The organism is Streptomyces hesseae, assembly GCF_031845785.1.
Lineage (GTDB): Bacteria > Actinomycetota > Actinomycetes > Streptomycetales > Streptomycetaceae > Streptomyces > Streptomyces hesseae.
Window position 1 is genome coordinate 60,642 of record NZ_JAVRFI010000014.1, and the last position, 18,164, is coordinate 78,805.

The following is an 18,164-nucleotide window of genomic DNA, read 5'->3' on the forward strand; positions in this document are numbered from 1 at the left end:
GCTGTACTCATGTGACAACTGATGCACAGGTTGATCTATGACCGGTATCGAACCCCAGCACCTGGCGCCCAGGCCATGGAGCCCTGCGGCCGCTCAGCCGCAGGCGCGCCCGTTGCGGTCCGGGTCCAGCTTCAGCGGGTCGGCACGGCCGTTGAGCTTCAGGACGCCGTAGTCGTGCGCCTTCAGCCACTCGCAGCGGCCCGCCGTCGTCGGCGGGACGGTCTTCGGGAAGACCGTCGGTACGCAGACGTTCTCCGCGCCGTAGTGGCGGTCGCAGCCCGAGATCGTCGCCGGTACCGGGTGGGACGTACGGGCCGGCTCCGGGTCCTTCGCCTTCTCCGTCATCTTCCCCGCGAAGTCGTGCACCATCGGTGCCGCCTTCCCCTTGGGCGCCTCCAGCGCGTCCGGGCCGCCGAGGTGGACCCAGGAGGCCACCGACGGGACGCCGTCCGCGTCCACGGCGAAGAGCATGTACCAGCCGGGCGGCGCCAGGTTCGGGTTGCTGGTGACATTGAGGTCGATCGTCGTTCCGTCAGCGCCCACCGTCATCGGCAGATCGACGAAACGCTGATTCGGGTCGGAGGAATGAGTGACCGCCGCCGGACGGATCAGCTCCGCCTTCACGACCGGACGGTCGACCGTCATCCGCTGCGTGCTCGCGTACTGCCAGCGGTTGTTCGCCACGGAGGTGATCTGCGGCCGCGCGCCCTTGTAGAGGTACGGCGGGGTGTAGATCGACACGTGGTCGTCGAAGGTCCCGTTGCCCGGGTTGTCGCCGACCGCCATCACCCGGCCGTCCGGCAGCAGGAACGCGGAGGAGTGGTACGTGCGCGGGATCGGGTCCGTGGCCATGCCCGCCTGGAAGCTGTTCGTCGCCGGGTTGAACATCGACGCCTCGTACACCGGGTCCGCCCGGTCGTGGAGCCCGCCGCCCGTCTCCAGCACCTTGCCGTCGGGCATCAGCACGGCCGAGACGTACATCTTGCCCTGCGCGCCCGTCTCGGGCTTGGGCCCCTGGCCCTGGTCGACCGTGCCCTGCGGGAGCAAGGGTCCGGGGGTGTAGCGGGGGTTGGGGGCCTTGAGGTCGATGAGGTCCGTGAGACGGCCGGCCTCGGGGTTGGTGTTGACCTGGCCGCCGCCCATGGTCAGGACGCGCTGGTCCTGCGCGGGCGGCAGCAGCACGCTCATCGACTGGTCGCGGTTGTCCTTGTCCTGGAGGCCCGGCACGTCCGTGATCTTGTTGGCGTCGTAGTCGTACACCGAGGCGCCGGTGCCCGGGGTGCCGTTGCCGAAGACATGGCTGCCGGAGTAGAAGAGCCGCCCGTCCTGCATCAGGATCATCGACGGGTACAGACCCCAGTACGACCAGGTCTGATTGACCTCCGTGCGCGGCAGCCACTTCTGCTGCGCCTGGGAGAACTTCTCGGCGGTCACACTGCCGGTGGAGTCCTCCTTCAGGCCGCCGAAGCTGATGACGTCGCCGTTGCCGAGGAGGGTCGCGGAGGGGTACCAGTGGCCCTCGTTCATGTCGTTCGTCTTCACGTACGACTCGGACGACGGGTCGAAGATGTAGCTGTCCTTGAAGCCCTCGTAGCCGTGGCTGCCGTCGGCCGCCGGATAGGCCTTGTTGCCGCTCATGATGAGCACCCGGCCGTCGGACAGCTGGACGTGCCCGGCGCAGAACATGTCGACCGGCGTCGGGATCGTCTTCATCGCGCCGGTTTTCGGGTCGTATACCGCCGAGGTGAAGGTGCCCGCCTTGAACATCGCCGGGTCGTTGCCGGAGCCGGCGACGAGCAGCACCTTGCCGTTGTGGAGGACGACCGAGTGCATGCTGCGGACCGGGTTCTTGAAGGGCATCACGGCCCAGCTGCCCTTGGCGCACGCGTCCCCGGCGGTGCAGGCGGCCCCGGGGGCGGGCTGGGTGGCGTCCTCCATGTCGTAGTCGTCGGTGGTGACGGTGCCCGTGCCGTAGACGGAGACGCCCCAGGTGATCTGGTCGGTGCCGGGCGGCACGACGGGCGTACGGACGGTGGCGCGCGTGTAGCCGGCGCTGACCGGCAGCGTCTTGAGGTCGGTCCAGTACTGCCAGCCCGCCTTCACGTCATGGCGGAAGACGGTGACGGAGGCATCCGGGGTGGTGCTCTTGTACCAGAGCGACAGGTCGTACTGGTGGGACGGCGTCACACTGGGCGCGCACGAGCTGTCCTCGGTCATCAGCGCCTTGCGGTCGCCGTTGACCCGGCGGGTGACGGAGATGGAGAGGGCCTTGCCGCCGCTGTGGGACTGGTCGGTGGTGGTGACGGTGGAGTCGTTGTCGCCCCAGCCCGACTTCTCCCAGCAGGTGGGCATGGCGTCCGAGGCCCGTAAGGACTCGAAGCCGGGGTTGACGACGAGGTTCGACCCCGCGCGGGCCGGGCCTGGCGCGGCCAGCAGGAGGCCGAAGGAGGCGCCGGAGGCGAGGAGCAGGGCGGCGGCGGTGCGGGATCGTTTGCGCCGGATGCCCCTGGTGCGTCTGCCCGTGGATCTCAGTGGTGTCATGCCATCACTTGTCCCTTCCCGGACGGCTTTCACGACGGTGTTTTCCGCTGCGGCTCGTGCGGCCGGGGCGTGACAGGCCGGTGCGCGGCAGATAGACGAGTGCCTCGGTCGCCGCGTAGCGCAGGACGAAGGTGGTCAGCAGGGCGACGGCGGTCGCGGGCAGGACCCCGAGGCCCGCCCCGTCCACCAGCGTCGCGATCAGGGGGATGCGCAGGAGCAGGTCCGCGTTGGCGAGCACGGCGACGCGGGCCAGCCGGTCCGCCCAGTGGCGGTGCGCGCGGCGGTCGCGGTAGAGCAGTGCTTCCGTCAGCAGGAAGTTCCAGACGATGCCGAACTGGTTGGCGACGATCTCCGCCGGGACGTAGTGGAGTCCGGCGGCGGTCAGCAGCTTCAGGCCGAGGAGGTTCGGTGCGAAGCCGGTGAGGCCTATGAGGCCGAAGAGGAGGATGCGGGAGAGGGGGGATGCAGGGGTGCGGGTGTTGCGTGTGGTGTGTGACGGGTGCGGTCGGGGCCTGGGTAACGCCTCCCGCGTGTCTCCTGTCACCGCGCTCCCGCCCGCGTCACCTTGCGGATCTCGATCCGGCCGTCGCCCTCGCCGAAGGAGGCGACGGTCTCCGAGTTCGTCAGCGCCGCCTTCACCAGCGGCAGCGTGGGCGCGTCGCGGCGTACGGTCGGGGAGGCGACGACGTAGTCCACGTCGCGCCAGCCGCGCGGCATCGTCTTGGCGATCGCCGGGTCGAGGTCGGCCTTGTAGAACCAGACGGCCCCGGTCCCCGGGCGGTATCCCGCGTGCACGAGGTCGAGCCAGATCGCGTCGTCGGCGAGGACGCGGGTGCGGGACGGGTCGGGGACGTTGCCCCTCTCGCGCAGCCAGTGCGCTGCCGCGCGGTAGGGGGCGTTGGCGTCGGTGGTGAGGGCGGTGCGGGTGGCGTCGTACCAGTGGGGCGTTACGACGGCGGCTGCCGTCACCGCGAGGGTGAGAGCGGCGGCTCGGCGGAGGAGCGCGGGTCTTCGGGGGTGGGTGGGATTTGCCCCTGCCCCGCCCCTTCCCGTTTCTTCCAGGGGCTCCGCCCCCGGACCCCCGCTCCTCAAACGCCGGAGAGGCTGGATTGAAGCCGCCCCCGCCACTGTCAACGCCAGGAACGGCAGCAGCTGGATCACGTACATCGCCGGCAGGTAGCCCGATGGCCGTAGTGCCACCAGCGCCAGGATCACCACCGCCGTCGCCGGGCCCGCCAAGGTGCGGGCCGTGTGGGACCAGCGGGCCGCGGCCAGGAGCAGTATCGCCGCCGCCAGGCCCGCGAGGGGCAGGACCCGGTCGTAGTAGAGCCAGGACCGCAGGACCGCGTGCGCGCCCGAACCCCCGTCCAGGATGAAGCCCGAACCCGCCCGGCCCATCTGGTACTTGATGCCGCCGAGCAGCGAGACGTGGCCGTCGCCCGGGAACAGCTCGTGGTTGAGCAGGGCGAACAGCGGATAGGCGAGGCCTGTGAGGACACAGGCGGTGATCGCGCCCGTCACCGCGAACTTCCGGGTGTCGCGGTGGGTGTGCCGCCACATGGTCACCAGCAGCGCGGGCAGGACGACCAGCATCGTCTCCTTGGTCAGCACGGCCACCCCCGCCGCCAGCCCGGCCCCGAAGTGGTGCCACAGGTGGCGGCGGGGCGAGGCGGCCAGGCAGAAGGCCAGCAGGATCCACAGCACGGCGATGTTGTCGAGGAAGATCTCCCGCTGGAGCACCACCGCCAGCGGCGACAGCCCGAACAGGGCCATCGCCAGGGCCGCCGCCCACCGTCTCAGCCCCAGCCGCCGCGCCAGGACGTAGAGCAGCACCGCGCTCACGGCCGTCACCAGCAGCATCGCGATCCGCATCGGGGCGACGGACATGACGTCGGGGAAGAGGGCGGCGGGGAGCCAGGTGACGAGGGCCAGTTGGAGCCAGCCCAGCGGCGGGTGGTCGTACCAGTACGTGTAGTGGGCCAGGCCCTTGCCCTCCTGCACTGCCCATGCCTGGGCGAGATAGGTGCCCTCGTCGTCGCTGAGGGCCGGGAAGCCCGCGGTGTTCCAGCCCTGGACGAGGAGGATCGCGGCCAGTACCGCCCCGCACAGCAGCAGGTCGGGGCGTAGGGCGCGCAGCCGGGTGGTGCCAGGGGTGGTGTCGAGGACCACCGGGCTCGCGGTGGCGGTCGGGAGGGTCGCGGTCACGACATGACGTCCTCTCGGGTGAGGTGCGCGCCGACGTGCCGGGTGAGCTCCCAGTCGCTCTGTCCCCGCTGCTCCCGCCAGACGGCGCGGAGGGCCGCGCCCGCGAGGAGCATCTGGTAGAAGGGGCCGCCGAGGATGAGCTTGAGGTAGTGGACGAGGCGTACGCGCAGGCCGTACTGCGTGCCGAAGTCGTGGAGGCCGACGACCTCGAAGACAAAGGTGACCAGCATGGCCACGGCGGGCAGGAAGGTGACCACGGCGACGCCGGAAGGGACGTCCAGCAGCAGGGCGATGGCTATGTTCAGCGGGATGACGATGCCGTTGAACGCCTGGAAGAAGGGCGTCATCAGGGTGTAGCGGGCGAGCATCCGCTGGGCGAGGGTGGGCAGTTGCCGCCAGTCCTTCTTCCGGTAGACCTGAAGGAAGCCCTGGTTCCAGCGGGTGCGCTGTTTGAGCAGGCTCATCAGGGTGCCGGGGGTCTCCTCGCGGGTGACCATCTCGGAGTCGTAGGCGACGACGACGCGCTTGCCGGCGCTGGAGAGCCGTACGCCCAGGTCGCAGTCCTCGGCCAGGCACCGGGGGTCCCAGCCCCCGGCCTCGCGCAGGACGTCGGTGCGGACGAAGACGGTGTTGCCGCCCAGCGGGATGAAACCTTTCTCCGCGTGGAGGTGGAGGCGGCTGCGGAACCAGAAGAAGTACTCCAGGCAGTTGCGCAGGCTGTACCAGCTGGAGTGGAAGTTGATCAGCTGCACCCCACCCTGCACCACGTCCGCGCCCGTCGCCCGGAAGGCGTGGTCGACATGGGTGAGCAGCTCGGGGTGGACCTGGTCCTCGGCGTCGAAGACGCCTACGACCTCGCCCCGGCAGTGGGGGAGCGCGGTGTTGAGGGCCTTGGGCTTGTTCTTCTTCTCATGGGTGTCGACGATCACCCGTACCCGGTCCGGGGCGGTGGTCGCGACCTTCTCGGCGACCTCGGTGGTCTCCGGGTCGTCGTGCCCGACGATCACCAGCACCTCGAAGCGGCCGTGCGTGGAGGTGAGCAGCCGGGTGACGGTGTGCTCCAGGACCGCCTGTTCGTGCCGGGCGGGCACCAGGAGCGAGAAGGAGAGCGCGCCCTCGCCCCCGGCGGGCTGGAAACGGGTGCCCGCGAGCGTCTCGGGCGTGCGCCAGGCGTGCATCTGCCACCAGAGTGTGAAGGCGGCCATCCAGAAGAGCGCGAGCGATACCGCGCAGACCACCATGGACGTCAGCAAAGGTGTCCCCCTACCCCCGGACGCGGCCCCCCAGCACGCGTGTGTGTGCTTCAGGGCAGAGAGAGTAAGGGGGGAAGGTGAAACTTGGGTGCGGAACCGATAAATCCTGTGTTTCCTTACGAACTCACGCAAGAGCATGAGAAGTTGGCCTGTATTCGGCCAACGGATCAGCGGCCGGAGGCCTCCTTTCCCCGGGGCCCGGGCCGGTGGGACACTCCCCGCTATGGGTGCGTCAAGGCGCATACGTTCCATTCGCCTCTCCAGGGCTCGGTACGGACCTCGGTACGGACCGGTTGCCGTCGTCCTCACCGGCGCCGCCGTCGTGGCGCTGTCCGGCTGCGATCCGGTCGCCGGGCTGGACGCGACGACCGTCGCCGTCACCACACAGCGGCAGGCCTCGCGCGCCCTCGACGGCGAGGGCGTCCACGCCGCCTGGCTGAGCTGCCAGGGCAAGGCCGAGGACGGCGGCAAGGACCCCGGCACGGGCAGCGCGCTGCCGGTGACCGTCGTCGGCGTCGACTGCGAGGGCCGTACGGACACCGGCAGGAAGATCATCGTCTTCGGCAGGGTCACGGGCATGACCGGTCAGGCGTGTGTACGCGGCCTGCTGACGGCCAATGTCGACGGGCGGACCGTCTTCCAGGTGAGCGTGCTCGGCGACTGCGACCGGACGGCGCCGGGCGACACCGGCGGCAGGCCCCCGACCGCCCAGGGCCCCGGCCAGCACAAACCGCCGCCCGCGCCGAGGCCCACGGGGCACCCGGGCCCCTCGGCGAGCTGCACCGACAGGCCTCCCGCACCGGGTAAGTAGCTCACCGGGCCAGTGGGCGAGGAGGGTCGCGGCGGCCGTGCGGACGGACCGGTAACATCCGGACGGTACGAGCCGATGACCCGGGAGGAGCCCACCGGTGGCGGGAGAACCGCAGGCGGACTGCCTGTTCTGCAAGATCGTCAAGGGAGACGTACCCGCGACGGTCGTCAAGGAGACGGAGACGACCATCGCCTTCCGTGACATCAACCCCCAGGCGCCCGTGCACTGCCTGGTGATCCCCAAGGTGCACTACCCCGACGCCGCCTCCCTCGCCGCCGCCGAGCCGCAGATCGCCGCCGACGTGCTGCGCGATGCGGGCGAGGTAGCCCTTCAGGAGAACGGGGACAACGGCTTCCGGATCGTCTTCAACACCGGTGCCGGCGCCGGGCAGACCGTCTTCCACGCGCACGCCCACGTCCTCGGCGGCCGTGGCTTCAACTGGCCCCCCGGGTAGACCGTTGTCCGTCCGCGAACTCGTCGTCCTCGGGACGGCCAGCCAGGTCCCCACCCGGCACCGCAACCACAACGGCTACGTCCTCCTCTGGGACGGGGACGGCATCCTCTTCGACCCCGGCGAGGGGACGCAGCGTCAGATGCTGCGCGCCGGGGTGGCCGCGCACGACCTCAACCGGATCTGTGTCACCCACTTCCACGGCGACCACTCCCTGGGCCTGGCCGGGGTGATCCAGCGGATCAACCTCGACCGGGTGCCGCATCCGGTCACCGCGCACTACCCGGCGAGCGGCGAGCGCTTCTTCAAACGGCTGCGGTACGCCACGGCCTACCGCGAGACGGTCAAGCTCGTCCAGGAACCGGTCGCGGGCACCGGCGCGGTGCTGGCGGCCACCGGCTCGTACACCCTTCAGGCCCGCCGGCTCTCGCATCCCGTCGAGTCCTACGGCTACCGCCTGGTCGAGCCCGACGGGCGCCGGATGCTGCCCGAGCTGCTGGCCGAGCGCGGCATCGGCGGGCCGGACGTCGGCCGGCTGATGCGCGAGGGCGCGGTCGGCGGGGTGACGCTGGACGAGGTCAGCGAGGTGCGGCGCGGCCAGCGCTTCGCCTTTGTGATGGACACCCGGCTGTGCGACGGCGTCCACGAGCTGGCCGAGGGCTGCGACATGCTCGTCATCGAGTCGACGTTCCTCGACGAGGACGAGTCGCTGGCCACCGAGCACGGCCATCTGACGGCGGGCCAGGCCGCCCGCGTCGCCGCGCGGGCGGGCGTACGGCATCTGGTGCTCACCCACTTCTCCCAGCGCTACGACGATCCGTCGGTCTTCGAGCGCCAGGCCCGGGAGGCGGGCTTCGAGGGCGAGCTCACCGTCGCCCGCGACCTGCTGCGCGTACCGGTGCCGAAGCGGCGCTGAGGCCGCGCCGAGGCCGCGCTGAACGGTCCGCGCCCCGGGCGGGGTCGCGGACCGGAGCGCCGTCGGCGCGCGGCTACTTGACTTCGGCGCAGGTCTTCTCCAGCGTGCCGTCGGTCGGGTTCCAGTCACAGACCCGGATCTTCAGGTACCAGACGTTCTTCGGCGGATTCTTGGGCTTGTAGGTGCCGTTGGTCTTCACCGGGTGCCACCCGTGCCACTCGTCCAGGCCGTTCCTGTACTGCCAGTACTCGAGGTACAGCCGGGCCGCGTTGTGCTGGGGGTCCTTGGGACACAGGTCCTTGACCTGGATGTCGAAAGCCGTCGTGAAGAGCTGGTACCCGCTCGGTGTGCGCTTGCCGGTGTCGTAGTAGTTGTACGTCCCCGCGGCCTCCGAGCAACCTCCGTGCGACTTCCCGTGTACATACGGATAGGGGCTCTGGGCGGTGGCGCCGGCCTGGCCGGCCAAGGTCAGCAGGGCCGTGGCGGTCACCGCGGAGACTGCCAGGGCGCGGCGCGTTCCGTTCCTCATCGGGGCCTCCCGTTCGGGTGTGGTGTCGGCGGCACGACGCTGGCAGGGCGGGCCCGGCCGGTCCACGCCCCGGGCCGTCCGGACCCGTCCGGGTGTGTCCGGCCGCAGGTCGGACAGGGTGTGGAAGGGGGTGCGGACAGAGGGATTGCGGCTCGCCGTGGGCATGCCACCATGTGCTGCATGGGCGAGCAGGAGAGACCCGACCCCGCGCGAGCGCGGGACGCGGCGGCTCTGGTGGCGCTGATGCGGGAACTGCGCGAGCACTCCGGACTCACCTACCGCCGGCTCCAGCGGCGCGCGGCCGAGGAGGGGATGGTGCTGCCCCGCAGCACGATCTCCGACGCCCTCGCCCGGACCGCCCTGCCGCGTGCCGAGGTCCTTGAGGCGTTCGTGGTGGCGTGCGGCGACGGGGCGCGGCGTGAGGCGTGGCTGGAGGCCAGGCGGAGGATCGCCGGGCGGGAGGGGAGCGCTCCGGCGCCGGGGCGGCGTTCGCGGTGGCTCCGGGTCCGGCTCCGGTGGCCGTCGGCGGTGGTGGCCGTGCTCGCTCTCGCCCTCACCCTCGCGTACTGGGTGTTCGCCGGCTCCCGGCCCGGGACGCCCGCTGGTGGACGGCCGTCCTCCGTGGCGCCCGCCGCCGACGCGGCACGTGGGCGCGGCGGGGCGTTCACCCTCTTCGAGGCGCGCAGCGCCAAGGGCGCCACGATCGCGGGCGTGGGCTATCGGTACTGGGACACCGGGGACGGGTGGTACGGCGTCGAGTATGTGATGCCGTATTCGCGGGACGACCGCGAGGCGTACGACGACGGCTGGGGCGGGCGATTGCTCATGCACTACGAGGACCGCCGGGGACGTCATACGGAGGTGCTGGTCGGCAATCCCGACGGCGCTCAGCGGGCGGGCAAGGACACCGTCCGTTACGGCATGAAGAACGTGTGGTTCGAGGTGTGCGACTTCGACGGACGGCAGTCGCGCGGCTGTCAGCGGTTGCGCATGGCCCGTGGCTGAGCGGCGGGGCGGACGGGGAGCGGGGTCGCCGAGGGCGACCCCGCCCGTACCGCGTCTACGCCTTACGGCAGGTAGTACATCGGGTTCGGCAGCTTGTACGTGTGGTTCGCGTAGCCGCCCTGGAGGTCGCTGTACTGGTCGCCGAAGTTGGCGACGATGTCGAAGCCCTTGGACTCGATGTACTTGCGGGTGCCCGCCTTGTACTCGACCGTCGTGCACTTGGCGCCGCAGGCGAGGTAGGCCGGCGGGGTCTTCTTGTTCTTCAGGAAGAAGTGGGAGGCGTCGGCGACGGGCTTGTAGCCGACGTTCTTGAGGTTGCGGACGCTCCACTCGCGCTGGTGCTCGTCACGGCCGGTGACGTAGAAGACCTCTATGCCCTTGGACTTGGCCCAGTTGACCAGCTGGGGCATGCCGAAGACGGCGGTCATGTCGGTGGACTTCAGGTACGCGTCCTGCGACTCGGGCGTGAAGCGGAAGCCCTGCTGGAGCTCGTAGTTGTAGGTCAGCAGGGTCGTGTCGTCCACGTCCAGGACGATGGCGGGCTTCTTCGCGCCCTTCTTGGCGTGCTGGGTGTTGCGGACGACGGTCTCCAGCTGGGCCTTGGCCTTCTTCTGGATGCCGGCGACCTGCTTGGCGTAGTTGCTGTCCGGCGAGGCGTAGTGCTGGCCGGAGGCGTCGACGGTGTCGCCGTAGAACGCCTTGATCTTGTCCTGGACCTGGGTGAGGTTCGGGATCTCCTTGTCCGTGCGGGGCACCGCGTGGTCGGCGGAGGCGGCGCCCGCGGTGTACAGGCCGGCGCCGACGGCGAGGGCGGCGGTGGCGGCGGCGACGCGCACACGCGTGGACTTCAGGGAGAGCGACACAGGTGACTCCTGGGTAACAAGGACGATGCAGCGCGAAGCTAAGGCCTGAGCCGGACGGGGTCAAGGTCCCGGCGGCGTGACGTTCTACGCGCGGAGAAAGATCGTTTGGGCGTACCGTGGTGTGCGGACCAGCGACACGAAGGGTGGGGCACGAGACCATGGCGCAGGAAGTACGCGGAGTCATCGCACCGGGGAAGAACGAGCCGGTGCGGGTCGAGACGATCGTGGTGCCGGACCCGGGGCCGGGCGAGGCCGTGGTGAAGGTCCAGGCGTGCGGTGTGTGCCACACCGACCTCCACTACAAGCAGGGCGGCATCAACGACGACTTCCCCTTCCTCCTCGGTCACGAGGCGGCGGGCGTCGTCGAGTCCGTGGGCGAGGGCGTCACCGAGGTGGCCCCCGGCGACTTCGTCGTCCTCAACTGGCGGGCCGTCTGCGGCCAGTGCCGGGCCTGTCTGCGCGGCCGCCCCCAGTACTGCTTCAACACCCACAACGCCAAGCAGAAGATGACCCTCCTCGACGGCACGGAGCTCTCTCCCGCGCTCGGCATCGGCGCGTTCGCCGAGAAGACGCTGGTCGCGGCGGGTCAGTGCACCAAGGTCGACCCCGCGATCGCCCCGGAGGTGGCGGGCCTCCTCGGCTGTGGCGTGATGGCCGGCATCGGCGCCGCGATCAACACCGGCGGGGTGGGGCGCGGCGACTCCGTCGCCGTGATCGGCTGCGGCGGCGTCGGCGACGCGGCGATCGCGGGCTCCCGGCTGGCGGGCGCGGGCCGGATCATCGCCGTCGACATCGACGACCGCAAGCTCGAGAAGGCGCGCGAGATGGGCGCCACGCACACGGTGAACTCCCGCTCCACCGATCCCGTCGAGGCGATCCGCGAGCTCACGGGCGGCTTCGGCGCGGACGTGGTCATCGAGGCGGTGGGCCGCCCCGAGACCTACGAGCAGGCCTTCTACGCCCGTGACCTGGCCGGCACCGTCGTTCTCGTCGGCGTGCCGACGCCGGAGATGAAGCTGGAGCTGCCGCTCCTGGACGTCTTCGGGCGGGGCGGCGCGCTGAAGTCGTCCTGGTACGGGGACTGCCTGCCGTCGCGGGACTTCCCGATGCTGGTGGATCTGCATCTTCAGGGGCGGCTGGATCTCGGGGCGTTTGTGACCGAGACGATCGGGCTGGGGGATGTGGAGAAGGCGTTCGCTCGTATGCACGAGGGGGATGTGCTGCGGTCGGTGGTCGTCTTCTAGGGGTACCCACCCCTACGGCCGGGGGCCGGGTCCGGGGCGCAGCCCCGGGAAACGGTGAAAGGGCGGGACTGGGGCACCCACTCCCGCCGCGACGGTGCCCAGCCCCCGCCGGGGAGTTCGGCGGTGCCTGACGGCGGTTGCCGCCGGTTCGGCACCGCCGGACTCCGCCGTGATGGCCACTCGCCGTCGCGGCGGAGTTGGGGTGCCCCGGACCCGCCCCTTCCCGTTTCCTGGGGGGCAAGCCCCCAGACCCCAGGGCGGGGCGCCCGGAATCCGGGTGGAGGCCCCGCGTCAGCGGTTCGCCCGGGCCAGGATGCGGGCCGCCACCGATGGCGAGTCGACCAGTGGGTGGAGGGCCAGCGCGCGGAGCGCCGCGTCGCGGTCCTCGTGGAGCGCGGCTTCGATCGCCGCGCGTTCGACCGCCTTGAGCTGGAGCATCAGCCCGAGTTGATCTTCCCGTAGCGGGGCGCACGGCAGTGGCCGCGCGCCCTTCGCGCTGACCTCGCACACGGTTTCGATGATGGCGGTGGCGTCCAGCGCGGGGACCGTCAGCCCGTTCGGGACGTTGAGGATCAGCCGGGTGCGTTCGTCCGCGCTGATCGCCCGCATCAGGGCGAGCGCCACCTGGTCGTAGCCGCCGCCGTCCAGGTCGCAGGTGTCGCGCTGCCAGCCGCCGGTCGCCGCGCGGCTCTCGGCCATGTAGGTCTCCTCGCGGCGCAGCCGGGTGTGCTCCCACAGTTCGAAGGAGCGCTCGGGTTCGGCGGCCGCGCGGGTGAAGAAGTCGCCCTGCTGCTGGTCGAGGAACTCGCCGCGGGTCTCCGCGGACTCCATGACCGAGCGGAGGGTCTCGCGGCGGAAGTAGTAGTAGTGGAGGTATTCGTTGGGCAGGGAGCCGAGCGCCTGGAGCCAGCGGGCGCCGAAGAGCTTGCCCTCCTCGAAGGAGGTCAGGGCCGTCTCGTCGCGCAGCAGCCCCGGGAGAAGGTCCTCGCCGTCGCGGACCAACGAGCGGAGCCAGCCCAGGTGGTTGAGGCCCACGTAGTCGTAGGTGACCCGGTCCGGGTCCGCGCCCGCCGCCCGGGCGGCGCGGCGGACCAGCCCCACGGGTGAATCGCAGATGCCGATGACGCGTGGGCCGAGCACGGCGGACATCGCCTCCGTCACCATCCCGGCGGGGTTGGTGAAGTTGATGACCCACGCGTCCGGGGCGATCCTCGCGACCCGTTCGGCGATCTCCGTGGCCACCAGGACCGTACGGAGCCCGTAGAGCACCCCGCCCGCGCCGACCGTCTCCTGGCCCAGGACGCCCTCGGCGAGGGGGATCCGCTCGTCGAGGACCCGGCCGGCCGTGCCGCCCACCCGGATCGCGGAGAAGACGAAATCGGCCCCGCGCAGCGCCTCGTCCAGGTTCTCCGCGAGCCGTACGGAGGGGGCGCCGGGCACCCCGGCGGCCTGGGATCCCAGCACGGAGGCGATCACCCTCATGCGCGCGGAGTCGGTGTCGTGGAGCACGAGTTCCGTGCAGCGACCCGGGGCGTCGCGCCGGGCGTCGTCCAGCAGGGCCCGGTGCACCAGCGGCACCCGGAATCCGCCGCCGCCGAGAATGGTGAGCCTCATGGAACGGAACGTACCTCAGCTTCGGGCACACTGTGCGGATCCGCATTTCGTGCATCCCTGAGAGGAGCGACGAGCGAGTATGACGGCCCCTTCCTCCACCCACACAGGTGCCCCTCGCGCGGGTTTCCCGCAAGGACCGCAAGCACAGCATGGACAGCAAGGGCAGCAAGGACACACGGGAACGGCGCCGGTCCTGGACCCGCTCGCCGCTCTGCGCACCGACGCCGACCCGCCCACCGACGTCTATCTGACCGGGACCGTCTTCCTCGACATCATCTTCACCGGCCTGGACTCCGCCCCCGTGCGCGGCACCGAGTCCTGGGCGCGCGGCATGGGCTCCAGCCCCGGCGGCGTGGCCAACATGGCCACCGCCCTGGCCCGGCTGGGCCTGCGCACCTCGCTGGCCGCCGCATTCGGCGACGACATGTACGGCGAGTACTGCTGGGAGTCCCTCTCCCGGGGCGAGGGCATCGATCTGAGCCTGTCGCGCACGGTGCCCGGCTGGCACTCCCCGGTCACCGTCTCGATGGCCTACGAGGGCGAGCGGACCATGATCTCCCACGGCCACGAGGCCCCGCCGCCGGAGGAGCCCGCCCCGGAGTGCCCGCCGCCCGCGCGGGCCTGTGTGGGGCTGCTGACGCCCGGGCGGCCGGAGGAGTGGATCGCGACGGCGGCCCGCCAGGGCAGCCGGGTCTTCGCCGACGTCGGCTGGGACGAGACCGGCCGCTGGGACCCGGCGGACCTCGCCGACCTGGAGCACTGCGAGGCCTTCCTGCCCAACGCCGAGGAGGCCATGCGCTACACCCGCACCGACTGCCCGCGCGCCGCCGCCCGCGCGCTCACGGACAAGGTGCCGCTGGCCGTGGTCACGATGGGGGAGCGGGGCGCGTACGCGGTGGACGGGCGCACCGGCGAGAGCGCCGAGGTGCCCGCGATCGTCGTCGAGGCCCTCGACCCGACCGGCGCGGGGGACGTCTTCGTGGCCGGCTTCGTCACCGGGACCCTCGCCGAGTGGCCGCTGGCCGACCGGCTGGCCTTCGCGGGGCTGACGGCCGCCCTGTCGGTCCAGGAGTTCGGGGGGTCGTTGTCGGCGCCCGGCTGGGTGGAGATCGCCGCGTGGTGGCAGCACGTCCGGTCCTTCGACGACCAGTCCCCGGCCACGCTGCGCCGCTACTCCTTCCTCGACGCGATCCTCCCCGAGGCCATCAGCCCCTGGCCGCTGCGCCGGGCCCTGCCGACGCTGGGCTTCCGCAGGCCGTCGTGACCTCGGCGATCCGCCGTCGTGACCTCGGCGATCCCCCCGGAAAAGCCCTCGGGATCGGCGGGGCACGCGTCGTACCCTGGTATTCCAAGGAAGGTTGTCGACACGGAAAGAGGGATGAGCAGGCCTTCAGTGCCGGCCCATGACTCAGACACCCACACGACCGCAGGCGACGGCGCGGTTCACGGTCCCGGCGAAGCACCCGATGGTGACGATCCTGGGCTCCGGGGACAAGCTCCTGCGGGTGATCGAGAAGGCGTTCCCGGCCACCGACATCCACGTTCGGGGCAATGAGGTGAGCGCCACGGGGGACGATCGCGAAGTCTCCCTCGTACAGCGCCTGTTCGACGAGATGATGCTGGTGCTCCGCACCGGGCAGCCGATGACGGAGGACGCGGTGGAACGCTCGATCGCCATGCTGAGGGGCGAGGAGGGCGAGGGCGAGACCCCCGCCGAGGTCCTCACCCAGAACATTCTCTCCAGCCGCGGCCGCACCATCCGCCCCAAGACGCTCAACCAGAAGCACTACGTCGACGCGATCGACAAGCACACGGTCGTCTTCGGCATCGGCCCCGCCGGTACCGGAAAGACCTATCTGGCCATGGCCAAGGCGGTCCAGGCCCTCCAGTCCAAGCAGGTCAACCGGATCATCCTGACCCGGCCGGCCGTCGAGGCGGGCGAGCGGCTGGGCTTCCTGCCCGGCACGCTCTACGAGAAGATCGACCCCTATCTGCGGCCGCTCTACGACGCCCTCCACGACATGCTCGACCCCGACTCCATCCCGCGGCTGATGGCCGCCGGGACGATCGAGGTCGCGCCGCTCGCGTATATGCGAGGAAGGACGCTCAACGACGCGTTCATCATCCTCGACGAGGCGCAGAACACGAGCCCCGAGCAGATGAAGATGTTCCTCACCCGGCTCGGCTTCGACTCCAAGATCGTGATCACGGGTGACGTCACCCAGATCGACCTGCCCGGCGGCACCAAGAGCGGTCTGCGTCAGGTGCGGGAGATTCTGGAGGGCGTCACCGACGTCCATTTCTCGTACCTCACCAGCAGGGACGTCGTCCGGCACAAGCTGGTCGGCCGTATTGTCGACGCGTACGAGCAGTACGACAGCCGCAACGGAAAGTAAGACCCGGTAACAGCATGTCAATCGACGTCAACAACGAATCCGGCACGGAGATCGACGAGCAGGCGATCCTGGACGTCGCCCGCTACGCCCTCACCCGGATGCGTATCCACCCGCTCTCCGAACTCTCGGTCATCGTTGTCGACGCCGATGCCATGGAGCAGCTCCACATCCAGTGGATGGACCTCCCCGGTCCCACCGATGTGATGTCCTTCCCCATGGACGAGCTGCGCCCGCCGGCCAAGGACGACGACGAGCCGCCGCAGGGTCTCCTCGGCGACATCGTCCTCTGCCCGGAGGTCGCGAAGAAGCAGGGCGAGGAGGCCCCGACCGGGCACTCCATGGACGAGGAGCTCCAGCTCCTGACCGTCCACGGCGTGCTCCACCTCCTCGGCTACGACCATGAGGAGCCCGACGAGAAGGCCGAGATGTTCGGCCTCCAGGCGGCGATCATCGACGGCTGGCGCGCCGAGCGCGGCATCGAAGGGCCCTCCCCGGCTCCCACGTTCACGTGACCGGCCAGCTGATCGCCGCCGCGGTCCTGCTGCTCGTCGTCGCCTGGCTCGCCGCCTGCGCCGAGGCCGGCCTCGCCCGGACCACCCGGTTCCGGGCCGAGGAGGCCGCCCGGGCGGGGCGGCGGGGCAGCGCCCGGCTCATGGCCGTCGCGGCCGACCCCACCCGCTATCTCAACGTCGCGCTGCTGGTGCGCGTCGCCTGCGAGATGGCGGCGGGCGTCTTCGTCACCTACGTCTGCCTGGAGTCCTTCGACGCCACCTGGCAGGCGCTGACCGTCGCCATCGCGGTGATGGTCCTCGTCTCGTACGTGGCCGTCGGCGTCTCCCCGCGCACCATCGGCCGCCAGCACCCGCTGGGCACCGCCACGGCCGCGGCGTACGTCCTGCTGCCGCTCGCCAGGATCATGGGCCCGGTGCCCCGGCTGCTGATCCTCATCGGCAACGCCCTCACCCCCGGCAAGGGCTTCCGCATGGGCCCCTTCGCCTCGGAGGCGGAGCTGCGGGCCATGGTCGACCTGGCGGAGCAGGAGTCGCTGATCGAGGACGACGAGCGCCGCATGGTGCACTCCGTCTTCGAGCTCGGCGACACCCTCGTCCGCGAGGTCATGGTGCCGCGCACGGACCTGATCGTCATAGAGCGCGGCAAGACCATCCGCCAGGCGCTCACCCTCGCGCTGCGCTCCGGCTTCTCCCGGATCCCGGTGACGGGCGAGAACGAGGACGACGTGGTGGGCATCGTCTACCTCAAGGACCTCGTCCGCAAGACGCATATCAACCGTGACGCGGAGAGCGAGCTGGTCTCCACCGCGATGCGGCCGGCCGTCTTCGTCCCGGACACCAAGAACGCGGGCGACCTGCTGCGCGAGATGCAGCAGCAGCGCAACCACTGCGCGGTCGTCATCGACGAGTACGGCGGCACGGCCGGCATCGTCACCATCGAGGACATCCTCGAGGAGATCGTCGGCGAGATCACCGACGAGTACGACCGGGAGCTGCCGCCCGTCGAGGAGCTCGGCGACGACCGCTACCGGGTCACCGCCCGGCTCGACATCGGCGACCTCGGCGAGCTCTACGGCCTCGACGAGTTCGACGACGAGGACGTCGAGACGGTCGGCGGCCTCCTCGCCAAGTCGCTGGGCCGCGTGCCGATCGCCGGCGCGACGGCGGAGGTCGCGCTCTCCGAGCACGTCGCCGAACACGGCAAGGACCCGACACTCACGGCCCTCCGGCTCACCGCGGAGGCCGCGGCGGGGCGGCGCAACCGCATCGTCACGGTGCTCGTGGAGCCGGTGCGCGCGCAGCGCGGTCCCTTCGGGGAGGACTGAGCGGGGGAATCGTCCCGTTCAGGGGAATCCTCCCGCGATGGTGCGGGAACCGTACTGGAATGGCGGTTCTCAGAACTCTCGCGCGGCCGCTGCTGGCGTCGGCGTTCATCAGCGCCGGCGTCCAGACCGTCCGCCGCCCCGAACTCCTCGCGCCGGTCGCGGCGCCCGTGGCGCTCGCCATCGCGGACTGGATCCCGGTCCTGCCGCGCGACGCGCGGGCGCTCGTACGGCTGAACGGGGCGGTGCACCTGGGAGCGGGCGGGCTGCTCGCCCTGGGCATCCTCCCCCGGGCCTCCGCCCTGGCCCTCGCCGCCAGCCTGGTGCCGACGACCCTGGCGGGTCACGCGTACTGGAGGGAGGAGGACGCGGGGAAGCGGATGCAGCACCGGGTGGCGTTCTTCGCGAACGTCTCGATTCTGGGCGGGTTGCTCATCACGGCCGCGGACCGTGTGCCGAAACGCCGGACGGGCTGACGAAGTCAGCCCGCCCGGCGCTTTGC

16 protein-coding genes and 1 pseudogene are annotated in these 18,164 nt (G+C 70.9%); 10 read left to right on the plus strand and 7 right to left on the minus strand.

The annotated features are described in order from the left end of the window. Positions 1 to 93 precede the first annotated feature (93 nt). The 4 genes and pseudogenes from RM609_RS21225 to RM609_RS21240 form a co-directional block, all read right to left on the minus strand. Entirely contained in the window at positions 94 to 2,541 is a 2,448-nt protein-coding gene (locus RM609_RS21225; protein ID WP_311613075.1) for a galactose oxidase early set domain-containing protein, read from the minus strand. A gap of 4 nt (positions 2,542 to 2,545) precedes the next feature. Further along, positions 2,546 to 3,007, minus strand: a pseudogene (locus RM609_RS21230) (GtrA family protein); the annotation flags it as partial. Between the two features lie 74 nt (positions 3,008 to 3,081). Then, a complete protein-coding gene (locus RM609_RS21235; RefSeq protein WP_438828494.1) occupies positions 3,082 to 4,746 on the minus strand; it encodes an ArnT family glycosyltransferase in 1,665 nt (554 codons plus the stop codon). Then, positions 4,743 to 5,987, minus strand: a complete 1,245-nt coding sequence (locus tag RM609_RS21240; protein ID WP_498073168.1) for a glycosyltransferase — start codon at positions 5,985 to 5,987, stop codon at positions 4,743 to 4,745. Before RM609_RS21240 ends, RM609_RS21235 begins: the two co-directional genes overlap by 4 nt. Before the next feature lie 235 nt (positions 5,988 to 6,222). Between RM609_RS21240 and RM609_RS21245 the strand changes: the two genes are divergently transcribed. The 3 genes from RM609_RS21245 (at position 6,223) to RM609_RS21255 (ending at position 8,177) form a co-directional block, all read left to right on the plus strand. Further along, the gene (locus tag RM609_RS21245; protein WP_311613077.1) at positions 6,223 to 6,810 is read left to right on the plus strand and encodes a hypothetical protein; all 588 of its coding nucleotides are present in this window, start codon (positions 6,223 to 6,225) and stop codon (positions 6,808 to 6,810) included. Between the two features lie 97 nt (positions 6,811 to 6,907). Next, entirely contained in the window at positions 6,908 to 7,264 is a 357-nt protein-coding gene (locus tag RM609_RS21250) for a histidine triad nucleotide-binding protein (protein ID WP_311613078.1), read from the plus strand. 4 nt (positions 7,265 to 7,268) lie between these two features. Continuing rightward, complete coding sequence (locus RM609_RS21255) at positions 7,269 to 8,177, plus strand: ribonuclease Z (RefSeq protein ID WP_311613079.1); 909 nt, start codon at positions 7,269 to 7,271, stop codon at positions 8,175 to 8,177. Between the two features lie 73 nt (positions 8,178 to 8,250). Here the strand turns inward: RM609_RS21255 and RM609_RS21260 are convergent, their stop codons facing one another. Next, positions 8,251 to 8,706: a hypothetical protein gene (locus tag RM609_RS21260; protein WP_311613080.1), complete on the minus strand. Its 456-nt coding sequence runs from the start codon at positions 8,704 to 8,706 to the stop codon at positions 8,251 to 8,253. A 180-nt stretch (positions 8,707 to 8,886) separates the two neighbouring features. Here RM609_RS21260 and RM609_RS21265 point away from each other — a divergent pair, with 180 nt between their 5' ends. Then, on the plus strand, positions 8,887 to 9,711 hold the full coding sequence (locus RM609_RS21265) for a hypothetical protein (RefSeq protein ID WP_311613081.1): 825 nt from the start codon (positions 8,887 to 8,889) through the stop codon (positions 9,709 to 9,711). Between the two features lie 62 nt (positions 9,712 to 9,773). Here the strand turns inward: RM609_RS21265 and RM609_RS21270 are convergent, their stop codons facing one another. After that, positions 9,774 to 10,574, minus strand: coding sequence for an HAD family acid phosphatase (locus RM609_RS21270; RefSeq protein ID WP_311613082.1), 801 nt, complete (start codon positions 10,572 to 10,574; stop codon positions 9,774 to 9,776). Positions 10,575 to 10,732: 158 nt separating this feature from the next. Here RM609_RS21270 and RM609_RS21275 point away from each other — a divergent pair, with 158 nt between their 5' ends. After that, positions 10,733 to 11,818, plus strand: coding sequence for an S-(hydroxymethyl)mycothiol dehydrogenase (locus tag RM609_RS21275; protein ID WP_311613083.1), 1,086 nt, complete (start codon positions 10,733 to 10,735; stop codon positions 11,816 to 11,818). A gap of 291 nt (positions 11,819 to 12,109) precedes the next feature. Here the strand turns inward: RM609_RS21275 and RM609_RS21280 are convergent, their stop codons facing one another. Then, entirely contained in the window at positions 12,110 to 13,432 is a 1,323-nt protein-coding gene (locus RM609_RS21280; RefSeq protein ID WP_311613084.1) for a family 4 glycosyl hydrolase, read from the minus strand. Between the two features lie 79 nt (positions 13,433 to 13,511). Here RM609_RS21280 and RM609_RS21285 point away from each other — a divergent pair, with 79 nt between their 5' ends. The 5 genes from RM609_RS21285 (at position 13,512) to RM609_RS21305 (ending at position 18,138) form a co-directional block, all read left to right on the plus strand. Beyond that, positions 13,512 to 14,696: a carbohydrate kinase family protein gene (locus tag RM609_RS21285; protein ID WP_311613085.1), complete on the plus strand. Its 1,185-nt coding sequence runs from the start codon at positions 13,512 to 13,514 to the stop codon at positions 14,694 to 14,696. 139 nt (positions 14,697 to 14,835) lie between these two features. Beyond that, positions 14,836 to 15,828: a PhoH family protein gene (locus RM609_RS21290; RefSeq protein WP_311613086.1), complete on the plus strand. Its 993-nt coding sequence runs from the start codon at positions 14,836 to 14,838 to the stop codon at positions 15,826 to 15,828. 14 nt (positions 15,829 to 15,842) lie between these two features. Beyond that, a complete protein-coding gene (ybeY, locus tag RM609_RS21295; RefSeq protein WP_311613087.1) occupies positions 15,843 to 16,340 on the plus strand; it encodes an rRNA maturation RNase YbeY in 498 nt (165 codons plus the stop codon). Beyond that, positions 16,337 to 17,665: a hemolysin family protein gene (locus RM609_RS21300; protein ID WP_311613088.1), complete on the plus strand. Its 1,329-nt coding sequence runs from the start codon at positions 16,337 to 16,339 to the stop codon at positions 17,663 to 17,665. The genes ybeY and RM609_RS21300 overlap by 4 nt, the downstream gene beginning before the upstream one ends. A 59-nt stretch (positions 17,666 to 17,724) precedes the next feature. Then, entirely contained in the window at positions 17,725 to 18,138 is a 414-nt protein-coding gene (locus RM609_RS21305; RefSeq protein ID WP_311613089.1) for a DoxX family membrane protein, read from the plus strand. Positions 18,139 to 18,164 lie beyond the last annotated feature (26 nt).